Raw genomic sequence first — 14,894 nt, 5'->3', positions numbered from 1 at the left:
CTCGCGGAAAGGGTTCGCGAGGCGATGAACAGTGGGACCTCGATCAGCCGTTGCTGCAACCGTTGCCCATGACCTGATACTCAAGCACATGGCGTTTGCCCTGGGAGTCTTCGTAGGTCATGTGCTGCGGGACGACCTGGCAGACGTTCGGCACGTCGTCCACCGAAATGACTTTCGCGATATCCAGCTTGGTGGAGTAGGTGTATTCCTCGACACGCTGTTGCTGGGCGGCCACTTTAGCGCCGGATTCTTCTGCCATTGCCATGGCGCTGAAACCACAAAGAGCCATTACAACCAGTGCAGCTTTCATTACTGAGTTCCTCTAAGTTGCTTCATTGACACTGCGGCGCAGAAACTGCGGTCGGCAGGGTTCACAGGACCCTTATGGGGCTCTGGGCGAAGCGGATAATGACCGGGTGGGTTTAGTTGATTGACAGTCCAGTGTGGGGAGCTGTTATTTATCAATCATGTGCCGTGTTGGCGGAACGGATTCTATGCCCCTGTTCTGAATTCATATAGAAACCATTTTGATAAAGTCTGTTGAGCAAAACGGCAACAATCACCCTGCGTGGAGTGGGTGGCACGCGCTCTGTGGATTCTTTAGTCGTAGCCGGGACATGAAGATTTGCCTGAAGCCGGGCACTTCACCTGCTTTCGGCGCTATGCTCGGGGGCGGTAAGACCATCGTCGAATGGCCTTTGCAGCCATCGGCGGATACAACAGGGTCATAAAACAACAACATTTCCACCGAGGTAAGAAAGATGAGTGCGGCTTCCCTGTACCCCGTCCGCCCTGAAGTGGCAGCCAATACGCTGACTGACGAGGCGACCTACAAGGCGATGTACCAGCAGTCGGTGGTCAATCCCGATGGCTTCTGGCGCGAACAAGCTCAGCGCCTTGACTGGATCAAGCCATTCACCACCGTCAAACAGACCTCCTTCGACGATCACCGCGTCGACATCAAGTGGTTCGCCGACGGCACCTTGAACGTTTCCTACAACTGCCTCGACCGCCATCTGGCCGAGCGTGGCGATTCGATCGCGATCATCTGGGAAGGCGACGATCCTTCCGAGAGCCGCAACATCACCTACCGTGAACTGCACGAAGAAGTCTGCAAGTTCGCCAACGCGCTGCGCGGCCAGGATGTCCATCGCGGCGACGTCGTGACTATCTATATGCCGATGATCCCCGAAGCCGTGGTGGCCATGCTGGCCTGCGCGCGCATCGGTGCGATTCACTCGGTGGTGTTTGGCGGTTTCTCGCCTGAAGCGCTGGCCGGTCGCATCATCGACTGCAAATCGAAAGTGGTGATCACTGCGGACGAAGGGCTGCGTGGCGGCAAGAAAACACCGATGAAGGCCAACGTCGACCGTGCGCTGACCAACCCGGAAACGGCGAGCGTACAGAAGGTCATCGTCGCCAGGCGTACCGGCGGCGAAATCGAGTGGAACCGTCACCGCGACATCTGGTACCACTCGCTGCTGGACGTGGCATCGAGCACCTGCGCGCCGAAAGAAATGGGCGCCGAAGAATCGCTGTTCATCCTTTACACCTCCGGCTCCACCGGCAAGCCCAAGGGCGTGTTGCACACTACGGCGGGTTATCTGCTGTACGCCGCCCTGACCCACGAACGCGTGTTCGACTACCGTCCGGGCGAAGTGTACTGGTGCACCGCCGACGTCGGCTGGGTCACCGGCCACAGCTACATCGTCTACGGTCCGCTGGCCAATGGCGCGACCACGCTGCTATTCGAAGGCGTGCCGAACTACCCGGACATCACCCGCGTGTCAAAAATCGTCGACAAGCACAAGGTCAATATCCTCTACACCGCACCGACCGCCATCCGCGCGATGATGGCCGAGGGCACCAAAGCTGTAGAAGGTGCTGATGGTTCGAGCCTGCGTCTGTTGGGTTCAGTCGGCGAGCCGATCAACCCGGAAGCCTGGAACTGGTACTACAACACCGTCGGCAACAAGAATTGCCCGATTGTGGACACATGGTGGCAGACCGAAACCGGCGGGATTCTGATCAGCCCGCTGCCAGGTGCGATCGCGCTGAAGCCGGGTTCGGCGACGCGTCCGTTCTTCGGTGTGATCCCGGCCCTTGTGGATAACTTGGGCAACCTCATCGAAGGCGCGGCAGAAGGCAATCTGGTGATTCTCGACTCGTGGCCGGGTCAGTCCCGCAGCCTGTACGGCGACCACGATCGTTTCGTCGACACTTACTTCAAGACCTTCCGCGGCATGTATTTCACCGGTGACGGCGCCCGTCGCGACGAAGACGGTTACTACTGGATCACCGGTCGCGTCGATGACGTGCTCAACGTGTCCGGCCACCGCATGGGCACCGCCGAGATCGAGAGCGCGATGGTGGCGCATCCGAAAGTCGCCGAAGCGGCTGTCGTGGGTGTGCCTCACGATCTGAAAGGGCAGGGCATCTATGTTTACGTCACGCTCAATGGCGGTGAGGTGCCGGACGAGGCGTTGCGCATCGAATTACGCAACTGGGTACGCAAGGAGATCGGCCCGATCGCTTCGCCGGATGTGATTCAGTGGGCGCCGGGTCTGCCGAAGACTCGTTCCGGGAAGATCATGCGACGCATCTTGCGCAAGATCGCCACGGGGGAGTACGACGCGCTGGGCGATATCTCGACGCTGGCTGACCCGAGTGTGGTGGCGCATCTGGTGGAGACGCACAAGACCATGACTGCGGCCTGACCTTCGTGCTTTGTAAGATCAAAAGCGTCTGCCTAAGGGCAGACGTTTCGCCTTCGGCGAGTTACTTGGAAAAGCACCCCAAGTAACCAAGGGTGCTTGCTCTTGGTTTGGTTCCTCCTTCGTCGGAATACCCTCACTCCGGTCCCGCTCCGTGGGCCCGCGCCGAACGGACATCCCTGTCCTGACGGCGCTCTCGACGCATCCCTGCGGCTCGGCCCACTCCGCGAGACCTGCGTTCAGCCTGCACCAAAGTCGCGATTTGTGTCGTCTGGACTGCCTGCGTATGAAGATCAAAAAGCAGATCTACGGCAAAAGCAAAAGCTTCCCGGCTAAAGCCGGTCCCAAAGGGTGTACTCGGTGCCGTTAGTGGGACCGGCTTTAGCCGGGAAGAGGCCATTTCGTTAATCATCAATTTATGGGTGTACACACCGACGCCTTCCCGGCTGAAGCCGGTCCTACAGTCGAGGCCAGTCCCACTGGACGCATGCGATACCTTTTCTGATCGTTCCCACGCTCCGCGTGGTAACGCAGCCCCGGACGCTCCGCGTCCCGAAGACGATGCGCATTTAGGCTTGGATAGGTGACGCGGAGCGTCAAGGGATGCATTCCCACGCGGAGCGGGGGAACGATCAACTGACACACCGCGTACCCCGTAGACCGGCTTCAGCCGGGAAGCCTTTGATCTGCTTTTGATCTTCGTACACAAACATTCCAAACACCGCCAATCGCGACTTGGGTGCAGGCCGAACGCAGACGACGCGCAGTGGGTAGAGCCGAATGGATGCGGCGAGAGCGCCGTCAGGGCATGGATGCCCGTTCGGCGCGGGCCCACGGAGCGTCGTCGAAGTGAGGGAACCCGACGAAGGAGGGCCAAACCAGGAGCAGGCACTTTTGGTTACTTTTAGTGCTTTTTAAAAGTAACTCGCCGAAGGCGAAACAGTCTGCCCCCAGGCAGACGCTCTTGATCTCAAGCCGTTAGGCGTCCACGAGAATCGGGAAATATCGATTTGTTACCGCACATCCGCTCTCGTAACCTGGCGCCCCGCCGTGGGGCCTTTCCACCCGAAAACAAAGCATTTCATCGCCCCGAATCAACCTGCTCCCACGCTGGACTTGCCGGATCATAAGGCTTTGCCAATAATGGGCGCGTTATTTGCTTCGTTGATAGGTTTGCCAACTCTGGCACTTTCATAAAGCTTTTTGGATGTCAATTGGCCTGATCACGATTTCATGCGCTTCTGTAACTAGTTGTCGCATTGAAGAAATATCGACTTTCAGCCTGCCGCTAAAATGCCGACCACTCGCCGAAGGCTTGTCGGGTCCAGAGACCCGCCGGCACCTCGCGTCGCAATTTCTGATTCCTCCTGTTCATTGAGCGTCTCGCTCACTGCCATTTGTCGCGTTATACCGATGGAGTTCCAAGAAATGAAAAAGCTCATGCTGCTGGGTGCGCTGGCACTGACCGTATTGGCACAGCCCGTATTCGCCGATGAAAAGCCCATGAAGATCGGCATCGAAGCGGCATACCCTCCGTTTGCCTCCAAGGCACCGGACGGCAGCATCGTCGGCTTCGACTACGACATCGGCAACGCCCTGTGCGAAGAGATGAAGGTCAAGTGCGTGTGGGTCGAGCAGGAATTCGACGGCCTGATCCCTGCGCTGAAAGTGCGCAAGATCGACGCCATCCTGTCCTCGATGTCCATCACCGAAGACCGCAAGAAGTCCGTCGACTTCACCAACAAGTACTACAACACCCCGGCCCGTCTGGTCATGAAGCAGGGCACCGTCGTCAGCGACGGCCTGACCGAACTCAAGGGCAAGAACATCGGCGTGCAGCGTGGCTCGATCCACGAGCGTTTCGCCCGCGAAGTCCTGGCCCCGCTGGGTGCTGAAATCAAGCCGTACAGCTCGCAGAACGAAGTCTACCTGGACATCGGCGCCGGTCGTCTCGATGGCACCGTGGCTGACGCTACCTTGCTGCAGGACGGCTTCCTGAACACCGAATCTGGCAAAGGCTACGCGTTCGTCGGCCCGGCCTTCACCGACGTCAACTACTTCGGCGACGGCGTCGGCATTGCCGTGCGCAAAGGCGACAAGGCTGACCTGGACAAGCTCAACGCTGCCATCGCGGCCATCCGTGCCAACGGCAAATACAAAGCCATTCAAGACAAGTACTTCGACTTCGACATCTACGGCAAGTAACGTGGTTTGAAGCCGTCAATGGCGCAAGCAGCCGGTCACCGCACCGACTGATTGCGCCATTTTTCTATCCCGCGCTTGAGGGCCAAACAACATGTTGAAAGGTTACGGAGCCGTCATCCTCGACGGTGCATGGCTGACCTTGCAGCTCGCTCTGTGCTCCATGGCGCTGGCGATCGTGCTCGGCCTGATCGGCGTGGCATTGCGGCTGTCGCCGGTGCGCTGGCTGGCATGGCTGGGCGATCTGTATTCCACCGTGATCCGTGGCATTCCCGATCTGGTGCTGATTCTGCTGATTTTCTACGGTGGCCAGGACCTGATCAACCGCATTGCGCCGTTGCTCGGTCATGACGATTACATCGACCTGAACCCGCTGGTGGCCGGCATCGGCACGCTGGGTTTCATTTTTGGCGCGTACCTGTCGGAGACCTTCCGCGGCGCGTTCATGGCCATCCCCAAAGGGCAGGCCGAGGCGGGCATGGCCTACGGCATGAGCAGTGGTCGGGTGTTCTTCCGCATTCTGGTGCCGCAGATGATTCGTCTGGCGATCCCCGGGTTCACCAATAACTGGCTGGTACTGACCAAGGCCACCGCGCTGATTTCCGTGGTCGGTCTGCAGGACATGATGTTCAAGGCCAAGCAGGCGGCCGATGCCACCCGCGAACCCTTCACTTTCTTCCTCGCAGTCGCGGCCATGTACCTGGTCATCACCAGTGTCTCGCTGCTGGTGCTGCGCTACATCGAAAAACGTTACTCGGCCGGCGTAAGGGTGGCAGACCTATGATTTTCGATTACAACGTCGTCTGGGAAAGCCTGCCGCTGTATTTCGGCGGCTTGCTGATTACCCTCAAACTGCTCGCGCTGTCGCTGTTTTTCGGTCTGCTCGCGGCGCTGCCGCTGGGCCTGATGCGCGTGTCGAAAATCGCCTGGGTCAATCTGCTGGCGTGGAGCTACACCTACGTCATTCGCGGCACGCCGATGCTGGTGCAGTTGTTCCTGATCTACTACGGGCTGGCGCAATTCGAAGCGGTGCGCGAAAGCATTCTGTGGCCGTGGCTGTCGAGCGCGACCTTCTGCGCTTGCCTGGCCTTCGCCATCAACACCAGCGCCTACACCGCTGAAATCATCGCCGGCAGCCTGAAATCCACGCCGCCGGGCGAGATAGAAGCGGCGCGGGCGATGGGCATGTCCAAAGCCAAGATGTACCGCCGGATCCTGTTGCCTTCGGCCCTGCGCCGTGCGCTGCCGCAGTACAGCAACGAAGTGATCATGATGCTGCAGACCACCAGTCTGGCGTCCATTGTCACGTTGATGGACATCACCGGTGCAGCGCGCGCGGTCAACGCGCAGTTCTACCTGCCGTTCGAGGCCTACATCACCGCAGGCGTTTTCTACCTGTGCCTGACGTTCATTCTGGTGAAACTGTTCAAGCTGGCCGAGCGCCGCTGGCTCAGTTACCTCGCCCCGAGGAAGCACTGATATGCAGCGCATCGATCACCCTCTGCCGTGGGGCAACCTCGGCACCCAGCGCACTTTGAGCGTGTTCCGTTTCGGCCACGGCGAGCGCAAGGCCTACATTCAGGCCAGCCTGCACGCCGATGAGTTGCCGGGCATGCGCACCGCCTGGGAATTGAAGAAGCGTCTGACCCAGCTGGAAGAACAGGGTCTGCTCAAGGGCGTCATCGAGCTGGTGCCGGTCGCCAACCCGATCGGGCTGGGCCAGTTGCTGCAGGGCAACCACCAGGGCCGTTTCGAGTACGGCAGCGGCAAGAATTTCAATCGTGACTTCACCGAGTTGAGCGAGCCAGTCGCCCTGGCGCTGGCGGGCAAGCTCGGCGACGACCCCCATGCCAACGTCAAACTGATACGTCAGGCCATGGCCGACGTGCTCGAGCAATTGCCACCTGCCGGCAGCGAACTGGCCGGCATGCAGCGCGTATTGCTCAGTCATGCCTGCAACGCCGACGTGGTGCTGGACCTGCATTGCGACACCGACGCTTCGCTGCACATGTACGCCTTGCCCCAGCACTGGCCGCAATGGCGTTCGTTGTCGGCGCATCTCGGCGTAACCGTTGCGCTGCTGGCCGAAGACTCCGGCGGCAGTTCGTTCGACGAAGCCTGTTCACTGCCGTGGTTGCGTTTGTCCAAGCAGTTTCCGGACGCGCAGATTCCGCTGGCGTGCCTGGCGACCACCCTGGAACTGGGCGGCCAGACCAACACCGGCAAGGCTGAAGCCGAGGCTTACGCTGAAGGCATTCTGGCGTTTCTGGCCGAGCAGGGCCTGATCGGTGGCGAGTGGCCGCAACCCGGCCATGAAGCCTGCGAAGGCATGCCGTTCGAAGGCACCGAAATGATTTATGCACCCCATCCCGGCGTGCTGACGTTTTTACGTCCGGCGGGAGCGTGGGTCGAGCCCGGCGAACCGCTGTTCGAAGTCATCGACCCGTTGACTGATCGCGCCACCACCGTGTGTGCCGGTACGGCCGGCGTGCTGTTCGCCATCGAAAAACTGCGTTACGCCCAGCCGGGTTTCTGGATGGCCAAAGTGGCCGGCCGCACACCGTTGCGCAGCGGCCGCCTGCTCAGTGACTGATTACTTGTGAGAACCGACATCATGAACAAACTGGAAGTCCAGGACCTGCACAAGTGCTACGGCAGTCACGAAGTGCTCAAAGGCGTTTCGCTGACCGCAAGGGCCGGCGATGTCATTAGCATCATCGGCTCAAGCGGCTCGGGTAAAAGTACCTTCCTGCGCTGCATCAACTTGCTTGAGCAGCCGAAATCCGGCCGCATCCTGCTCAACAACGAAGAACTCAAGCTGGTCTCCAACAAGAACGGCGGCTTGAAGGCGGCTGACCCGAAACAGTTGCAACGCATGCGTTCGCGCCTGTCGATGGTGTTTCAGCACTTCAACCTGTGGTCGCACATGACCGCGATGGAAAACATCATCGAAGCGCCCGTGCACGTCCTCGGCGTGCCGAAGAAGGAAGCGCTGGAAAAGGCCGAACATTATCTGAACAAGGTCGGCGTCTATCACCGCAAGGACGCTTATCCAGGGCATATGTCCGGCGGCGAACAGCAGCGCGTGGCGATTGCCCGGGCGCTGGCGGTGGAGCCGGAGGTCATGCTGTTCGACGAACCGACGTCCGCCCTGGACCCCGAGCTGGTCGGCGACGTGCTGAAAGTCATGCAGGCGCTGGCCCAGGAAGGCCGGACCATGGTGGTGGTCACCCACGAAATGGGCTTCGCCCGTGAAGTGTCGAACCAGCTGATCTTCCTGCACAAGGGCCTAGTCGAGGAGTCCGGCAACCCCCGTGAAGTGCTGGTCAATCCGAAATCCGAGCGTTTGCAGCAGTTCCTGTCCGGCAGTTTGAAGTAGCCAGCCCGCCACGTGAGAGCGGTGCGTTTTGCTTCAGAACGGTTCATGCTGCGCGTCATCCAGACCGCAGCCATTGACTGACGGTTACAGAATCCCATCGCATGCCAGGCGTGCGACCCCTTTTAGCGACACGTTTCGGATTGCACGCCATGACTGCCCATCGAATCGGATTTCTCATCTGGCCCGGCACCAAAGCCTTGACCCTGGCGCTGGCGGAGGAAGCCCTGCGTGTAGCTCAGCGCGTTCACCCCGAAGTGGTTTACGAACTGTCGTTTCTGCAGGCCGAACCCCCCGTTGACGGCGCCGGTTGGCAGTTGCCGGGCGAGCCGTGGGTCGGTCGTCTGGAAGGGTTTCAGAAGCTGTTTCTGCTGGCCGACGAGCCGCCGGCGCCCATGTCCTCGGCCCTCGGTGGCGCGCTCAAGCAACTGGTCCGCGCCGGTTGCGTGATCGGTGGGTTGTCGGCGGGCGTCTATCCGCTGGCGCAATTGGGCTTGCTCGACGGTTACCGTGCCGCGGTGCACTGGCGCTGGCAGGACGATTTTGCCGAGCGCTTTCCCAAGGTCATCGCCACCAGTCATCTGTTCGATTGGGATCGCGATCGCCTGACCGCTTGCGGCGGGATGTCGGTGCTGGATCTGTTGCTGGCCGTGCTGGCCCGTGATCACGGCGCCGAACTGGCCGGCGCGGTGTCGGAAGAACTGGTGGTGGAGCGCATCCGTGAAGGCGGCGAGCGCCAGCGGATTCCGCTGCAGAACCGTCTGGGTTCCAGCCACCCCAAGCTGACCCAGGCGGTGCTGTTGATGGAAGCCAACATCGAAGAACCGCTGACCACCGACGAAATCGCCCAGCACGTGTGCGTGTCGCGCCGTCAGCTGGAGCGCATCTTCAAGCAGTACCTCAATCGTGTGCCGAGCCAGTACTACCTCGAACTGCGCCTGAACAAGGCCCGGCAGATGTTGATGCAGACCAGCAAGTCGATCATTCAGATCGGCCTGTCCTGCGGGTTCTCTTCGGGGCCGCATTTCTCCAGCGCCTACCGCAACTTCTTCGGCGCCACCCCTCGCGAAGACCGCAACCAGCGTCGCAGCAGCAGCCCGTTCGAATTGTCATCGGTACCGGCCGAGCGCGGGTGAATCCGCTTTGCGACCTTCATGTGTAGAGGCACGCTTGCCCACGAAGGCGTTGGTTCACCCACTGCATCTTTATCGCCTGATCAATCTTTCGCGGGCAAGCGCGCTCCTACAGGTCTGCAGTGTTTAAACTGCGCCTTTGTGACGCAATTTGTCGCATTGCCGAAAACCCCGTAAAAAGCCGGTTTGGCGCTATAAGAAGTTGTCGCTTGGCGGCAAGGTCCGGCCCGAATCAGTCCTTACAATCCTTCCATCGCTCGCCTGTCCCAGGCAGGCGTTCCCTCTTCAGGAGACTCCGATGTCCGTTGAGCAAGTACCGGTGCAACGTGCCGATTTCGACCAGGTGATGGTTCCCAACTATGCTCCGGCGGCGTTTATCCCCGTGCGCGGTCAGGGTTCTCGCGTGTGGGACCAGTCGGGTCGCGAACTGGTTGATTTCTCAGGCGGCATCGCGGTCAACGTGCTGGGCCACGCGCACCCTGCGCTGGTCGGCGCGCTGACCGAACAGGCCAACAAGCTGTGGCATGTCTCCAACGTCTTCACCAACGAACCAGCGTTGCGCCTCGCCAAGAAGCTGGTCGATGCCACTTTCGCCGACCGCGTGTTCTTCTGTAACTCCGGCGCCGAAGCCAACGAAGCCGCGTTCAAACTGGCCCGCCGTGTAGCCCACGATCTTTACGGCCCGGACAAGTACGAAATCGTCGCGGCCCTGAACAGCTTCCACGGTCGCACCCTGTTCACCGTGAGCGTCGGCGGTCAGCCGAAGTACTCCGATGGCTTCGGCCCGAAAATCACCGGCATTACCCACGTCCCTTTCAACGACCTGGACGCGCTGAAAGCCGCCGTCTCGGACAAGACCTGCGCGGTGGTACTGGAGCCGATCCAGGGCGAGGGCGGTGTACTGCCTGCTGAACTGGAATACCTGCAAGGCGCGCGCAAATTGTGCGACGACCACAAAGCGCTGCTGGTCTTCGACGAAGTGCAGAGCGGCATGGGCCGCAGCGGTCATCTGTTCGCGTACATGCATTACGGCGTGACGCCGGACATCCTCTCCAGCGCGAAAAGCATCGGCGGCGGCTTCCCGATGGCGGCCATGCTGACCACCGAAAAACTCGCCAAGCACCTGGCCGTTGGCGTTCACGGCACCACCTACGGCGGCAACCCGCTGGCGTGCGCAGTGGGCGAAGCGGTCATTGACGTGGTCAACACGCCGGAAGTGCTGGCCGGCGTGAAGGCCAAACATGAACTGTTCAAGGCCCGTCTGGAGAAGATCGGTCACCAGTACGGCGTGTTCAGCCAGGTGCGCGGCATGGGTCTGCTGATCGGTTGTGTGTTGACCGAGGCCTGGAAAGGCAAGGCCAAAGACTTCTTCAACGCCGCCGAGCAGGAAGGCGTGATGGTGCTTCAGGCCGGTCCCGATGTGGTGCGTTTCGCGCCGAGTCTGGTGGTGGAAGACGCCGACATCGAGGAAGGCCTGAACCGTTTCGAACGGGCGGTGGCCAAGCTGACCGGGGCGTAAGTCCTTCGGTCTACCGGGACACACCCTTTGGCTGATTGGCGTACGCCTTCCCTGTAGGAGTGAGCTTGCTCGCGATAGCGTTGTGTCAGATGCAGATGTTTCGCTGGACCACCGCTATCGCGAGCAAGCTCACTCCTACGAGTTGTAGCCAGACAGACCTTTTTTATTGCCGTTAAACCGGCCCGATTTTTTTCTCAAGGAGTGACACCATGCTGGTGATGCGCCCCGCGCAAATGGCGGATCTGAGCGAGGTTCAACGACTCGCGGCAGACAGCCCGATTGGTGTCACGTCCCTGCCGGATGATGCTGGACGTCTGGGTGACAAGATTGCCGCGTCCGAAGCGTCGTTCTCGGCGGAAGTCAGTTTCAACGGTGAAGAGACCTACTTCTTTGTCCTCGAAGACACGGAAGCAGGTCGTCTGGTGGGCTGTTCCGGGATCGTCGCCTCGGCGGGCTATTCCGAGCCGTTCTACAGCTTTCGCAACGAAACCTTCGTCCACGCCTCCCGCGAGCTGAAGATCCACAACAAGATTCACGTGCTTTCGCAGTGCCACGACCTCACGGGCAACAGCCTGCTGACCAGCTTCTACGTGCTGCCCGAACTGGTCGGCACGCTGTGGTCGGAACTCAACTCTCGCGGCCGCCTGCTGTTCGTCGCCAGCCATCCGGAGCGCTTCGCCGATTCAGTGGTCACCGAGATCGTCGGCTACAGCGACGACCACGGCGACTCACCGTTCTGGGACGCCATCGGGCGCAACTTCTTCGACATCAACTATGCCGAAGCCGAGCGCCTGTGCGGTCTGAAAAGCCGGACCTTTCTTGCCGAGCTGATGCCCCATTACCCGATCTATGTGCCGTTGCTGCCGGACGAAGCGCAGGAAGCCATGGGTCAGGTCCATCCGCGTGCGCAGATCACCTTCGACATCCTGATGCGCGAAGGCTTCGAGACCGATCATTACATCGACATCTTCGACGGCGGGCCGACCCTGCACGCGCGAGTGTCGGGCATTCGCTCCATCGCCCAGAGCCGCGTCGTGCCGGTCAAGGTCGACACGGTCAGCACCGGTGATGCGGTCAAGGGCGGGCGGCCTTATCTGGTTTCCAATGGCCAGTTGCAGGATTACCGCGCCGTGATGCTGGAGCTGGACTGGGTGCCCGGCAAGCCGGTCGCTTTGAGTCTGACTGCGGCCGAAGCGCTGGGCGTCGGCGAAGGCGCCAGCGTGCGCATCGTCGCGGTCTGACAGCCCGGTCACGTTTGGCGAGATGAGTCGACGGCGACCGGTGCTGCAGTGGCAGGCCGATGCCGTAAAGCAGGTTAGCGAGTTCACCGGGGATTGTAGAATCACCGGCTTGAGGAGAAAGCATGATCGTTCGTCCCGTACGCAGCAGTGACCTTCCGGCGCTGATCGAGCTGGCGCGCAGCACCGGCGCAGGTCTGACCACATTGCCGGCCAATGAAGAGCGTCTGGCGCACCGGGTCGGCTGGGCCGAGAAGACCTTCCGTGGCGATGCCGGGCGGGGCGATGCTGATTACCTGTTCGTGCTCGAGGATGACGACGAGAAAGTCGTGGGCATTTCTGCGGTAGCCGGCGCAGTGGGTTTGCGCGAGCCCTGGTACAACTACCGAGTCGGCCTGACGGTCAGCGCCTCCCAAGAGCTGAATATCTACCGGGAGATCCCGACACTGTTTCTGGCCAACGACCTCACCGGCAACTCCGAGCTGTGTTCGCTGTTCCTCCACGCCGACTACCGCAACGGCCTCAACGGCCGCTTGCTGTCCAAGGCGCGGATGCTGTTCATCGCCGAATTCCCGGAGCTGTTCGGCACCAAGACCATCGCTGAAATGCGCGGCATCTCCGACGAGCAGGGTCATTCGCCGTTCTGGGAAAGCCTGGGCCGACACTTCTTCAAAATGGAATTCAGTCAGGCCGACTACCTCACCGGTGTTGGTAACCGCGCTTTTATTGCCGAGCTGATGCCGAAGTTTCCGCTGTACAGCTGCTTCCTTTCGGAGGCCGCGCGCGAAGTCATCGGCCGCGTACACGTCAGCACCGAACCGGCGCTGGCGATGCTCAAGGCCGAAGGCTTCAGTTACCAGGGTTACGTCGACATTTTCGACGCCGGCCCGGCCATCGAGTGCGAAACCAGCAAGATCCGCGCAGTCCGTGACAGCCAGGCGCTGGTGCTGGCGGTCGGGACGCCGGGTGACGATGCGACGCCATTCCTTATTCACAACCGCAAGCGCGAAGACTGCCGCGTGACCGCTGCGCCTGCGCGTCTTGCCGCCGGCACCCTGGTGGTCGACCCGCAGACGGCCAAGCGCTTGCGCCTCAGCGCCGGTGATCAAGTTCGCGCTGTGCAACTGTCGCCTGCCCGGGAGAGTATTTGATGAACACTTTGTACATTGCCGGTGCCTGGCAGGACGGGCAGGGCGACGCATTCGAGTCCCTGAATCCGGTGAGCCAGCAGGTGATCTGGTCCGGCAAAAGCGCAACGGCTGAACAGGTCGACGCGGCGGTCAAATCGGCCCGTCAGGCGTTTCCCGCCTGGGCGACGCGCAGTCTGGACGAGCGCATTGCCGTGCTCGAAGCGTTCGCCGCTGCGCTGAAGCGCCGCGCCGATGAGATCGCCCGTTGCATCGGTGAGGAGACCGGCAAGCCGCTGTGGGAATCGGCGACTGAAGTGACCAGCATGGCCAACAAGGTCGCGATCTCGATTCAGAGCTACCGCGAGCGGACCGGCGAGAAGAGCGGCCCCCTGGGTGACGCCACCGCTGTGCTGCGACACAAGCCCCATGGCGTGGTGGCGGTGTTCGGTCCTTACAATTTCCCGGGTCACTTGCCTAACGGCCACATCGTACCGGCGCTGCTGGCGGGCAACACCGTGGTGTTCAAGCCTAGCGAATTGACACCCAAAGTCGCCGAACTGACCGTGCAATGCTGGATCGAAGCCGGTCTGCCGGCGGGCGTGCTCAATCTGCTGCAAGGCGCGCGTGACACCGGCATCGCGCTGGCCGGCCATTCAGGCATCGATGGGCTGTTCTTCACCGGTTCCAGCCGCACCGGCAATTCCCTGCATCAACAGTTCGCTGGTCGCCCGGACAAGATTCTTGCGCTGGAAATGGGCGGCAATAACCCGCTGGTGGTTGATCAGATCGCCGACGTCGATGCCGCGGTCTACACCGTGATTCAGTCAGCCTTTATTTCTGCCGGCCAGCGCTGCACCTGCGCCCGCCGCCTGCTGGTGCCGGAAGGAGCGTGGGGCGATGCCTTCCTCGCACGGCTGGTTGAGGTGACTTCCACCATTCAGGTCGGCGCCTTTGATCAACAGCCCGCGCCGTTCATGGGCTCGGTGATTTCCCTTGCCGCTGCGCAAGCACTGATCGATGCCCAGGAAGTCATGCTGGCCAACGGCGCAGTGGCCTTGCTCGAAATGACCCAGCCAACTGCGCAATCGGCGCTGCTGACTCCAGGCATCATCGACGTCAGCGACGTGGCTGATCGCGAGGATGAGGAATTGTTCGGCCCGCTGTTGCAGGTGATTCGCTACGCCGATTTCGACGCCGCGATCGAAGAGGCCAATGCCACTCAGTACGGGCTGGCAGCAGGGTTGTTGTCGGATTCCCAGGCGCGCTATCAGCAGTTCTGGCTGCAGAGCCGCGCGGGCATCGTCAACTGGAACAAGCAATTGACCGGCGCGGCGAGTACCGCACCGTTCGGCGGTGTCGGCGCCTCGGGTAACCATCGTGCCAGCGCCTATTACGCCGCGGACTATTGCGCGTACCCGGTGGCCTCGCTGGAGACCGAAACCTTGGCACTGCCAGCCAGCCTGACGCCCGGCATCACCCTGAACTGAGCCCTGTAGGAGCGCGCTTGCCCCCCACCGCGGAGGTGGGGGCCCCGAAACAGCGTGCCCAACGACGCAAACACGGGCCCCCCCCCCCAGAACGG

12 protein-coding genes are annotated in these 14,894 nt (G+C 61.0%); 11 read left to right on the top strand and 1 reads right to left on the bottom strand.

Features of this window, described 5'->3' with window-relative positions; translation table 11 throughout:
* Nucleotides 1-43: 43 nt before the first annotated feature.
* On the bottom strand, nt 44-310 hold the full coding sequence (locus ACYAR8_RS08770) for a DUF2790 domain-containing protein (protein ID WP_074890321.1): 267 nt from the start codon (nt 308-310) through the stop codon (nt 44-46).
* 451 nt (nt 311-761) lie between these two features.
* Here ACYAR8_RS08770 and acs point away from each other — a divergent pair, with 451 nt between their 5' ends.
* From acs to astD, 11 genes are all read left to right on the top strand, one after another.
* Nucleotides 762-2,717: an acetate--CoA ligase gene (gene acs, locus ACYAR8_RS08765; protein ID WP_133773335.1), complete on the top strand. Its 1,956-nt coding sequence runs from the start codon at nt 762-764 to the stop codon at nt 2,715-2,717.
* A 1,425-nt stretch (nt 2,718-4,142) separates the two neighbouring features.
* On the top strand, nt 4,143-4,919 hold the full coding sequence (locus ACYAR8_RS08760; RefSeq protein WP_369304629.1) for an ABC transporter substrate-binding protein: 777 nt from the start codon (nt 4,143-4,145) through the stop codon (nt 4,917-4,919).
* A gap of 91 nt (nt 4,920-5,010) precedes the next feature.
* On the top strand, nt 5,011-5,700 hold the full coding sequence (locus ACYAR8_RS08755) for an ABC transporter permease (RefSeq protein WP_463579667.1): 690 nt from the start codon (nt 5,011-5,013) through the stop codon (nt 5,698-5,700).
* Nucleotides 5,697-6,395 (top strand): ABC transporter permease, encoded by a 699-nt coding sequence (locus ACYAR8_RS08750; protein WP_122537547.1) that lies wholly within the window; start codon nt 5,697-5,699, stop codon nt 6,393-6,395. Before ACYAR8_RS08755 ends, ACYAR8_RS08750 begins: the two co-directional genes overlap by 4 nt.
* A 1-nt stretch (nt 6,396) precedes the next feature.
* Nucleotides 6,397-7,509, top strand: a complete 1,113-nt coding sequence (locus ACYAR8_RS08745) for a succinylglutamate desuccinylase/aspartoacylase family protein (RefSeq protein ID WP_463579666.1) — start codon at nt 6,397-6,399, stop codon at nt 7,507-7,509.
* A gap of 21 nt (nt 7,510-7,530) precedes the next feature.
* The gene (locus ACYAR8_RS08740) at nt 7,531-8,295 is read left to right on the top strand and encodes an ABC transporter ATP-binding protein (protein ID WP_074890334.1); all 765 of its coding nucleotides are present in this window, start codon (nt 7,531-7,533) and stop codon (nt 8,293-8,295) included.
* Nucleotides 8,296-8,444: 149 nt separating this feature from the next.
* A complete protein-coding gene (gene argR, locus ACYAR8_RS08735) occupies nt 8,445-9,428 on the top strand; it encodes a transcriptional regulator ArgR (protein WP_074890336.1) in 984 nt (327 codons plus the stop codon).
* A 295-nt stretch (nt 9,429-9,723) separates the two neighbouring features.
* The gene (locus ACYAR8_RS08730; protein WP_074890337.1) at nt 9,724-10,944 is read left to right on the top strand and encodes an aspartate aminotransferase family protein; all 1,221 of its coding nucleotides are present in this window, start codon (nt 9,724-9,726) and stop codon (nt 10,942-10,944) included.
* Between the two features lie 209 nt (nt 10,945-11,153).
* Nucleotides 11,154-12,185, top strand: coding sequence for an arginine/ornithine succinyltransferase subunit alpha (gene aruF, locus ACYAR8_RS08725; protein WP_074890339.1), 1,032 nt, complete (start codon nt 11,154-11,156; stop codon nt 12,183-12,185).
* Nucleotides 12,186-12,307: 122 nt separating this feature from the next.
* Nucleotides 12,308-13,333 carry an arginine N-succinyltransferase gene (astA, locus tag ACYAR8_RS08720; RefSeq protein ID WP_074890341.1) on the top strand — a complete coding sequence of 342 codons (1,026 nt, stop codon included), beginning with the start codon at nt 12,308-12,310 and terminating at the stop codon, nt 13,331-13,333.
* Nucleotides 13,330-14,799 (top strand): succinylglutamate-semialdehyde dehydrogenase, encoded by a 1,470-nt coding sequence (astD, locus tag ACYAR8_RS08715; RefSeq protein ID WP_463579665.1) that lies wholly within the window; start codon nt 13,330-13,332, stop codon nt 14,797-14,799. The genes astA and astD overlap by 4 nt, the downstream gene beginning before the upstream one ends.
* Nucleotides 14,800-14,894: the final 95 nt, after the last annotated feature.

It is taken from the genome of Pseudomonas sp. HP_01 (assembly GCF_055284355.1).
Note: the sequence above shows the minus strand (reverse complement) of the source record. Positions and strands in the feature narration are given on the sequence as shown.

Excerpts from the sequence above, each read along its gene's own strand:
- ACYAR8_RS08770 (WP_074890321.1), bottom strand. The coding sequence starts at position 310 with ATGAAAGCTGCACTGGTTGTAATGGCTCTTTGTGGTTTCAGCGCCATG.
- acs (WP_133773335.1), top strand. The coding sequence starts at position 762 with ATGAGTGCGGCTTCCCTGTACCCCGTCCGCCCTGAAGTGGCAGCCAAT.
- ACYAR8_RS08760 (WP_369304629.1), top strand. The coding sequence starts at position 4,143 with ATGAAAAAGCTCATGCTGCTGGGTGCGCTGGCACTGACCGTATTGGCA.
- ACYAR8_RS08755 (WP_463579667.1), top strand. The coding sequence starts at position 5,011 with ATGTTGAAAGGTTACGGAGCCGTCATCCTCGACGGTGCATGGCTGACC.
- ACYAR8_RS08750 (WP_122537547.1), top strand. The coding sequence starts at position 5,697 with ATGATTTTCGATTACAACGTCGTCTGGGAAAGCCTGCCGCTGTATTTC.
- ACYAR8_RS08745 (WP_463579666.1), top strand. The coding sequence starts at position 6,397 with ATGCAGCGCATCGATCACCCTCTGCCGTGGGGCAACCTCGGCACCCAG.
- ACYAR8_RS08740 (WP_074890334.1), top strand. The coding sequence starts at position 7,531 with ATGAACAAACTGGAAGTCCAGGACCTGCACAAGTGCTACGGCAGTCAC.
- argR (WP_074890336.1), top strand. The coding sequence starts at position 8,445 with ATGACTGCCCATCGAATCGGATTTCTCATCTGGCCCGGCACCAAAGCC.
- ACYAR8_RS08730 (WP_074890337.1), top strand. The coding sequence starts at position 9,724 with ATGTCCGTTGAGCAAGTACCGGTGCAACGTGCCGATTTCGACCAGGTG.
- aruF (WP_074890339.1), top strand. The coding sequence starts at position 11,154 with ATGCTGGTGATGCGCCCCGCGCAAATGGCGGATCTGAGCGAGGTTCAA.
- astA (WP_074890341.1), top strand. The coding sequence starts at position 12,308 with ATGATCGTTCGTCCCGTACGCAGCAGTGACCTTCCGGCGCTGATCGAG.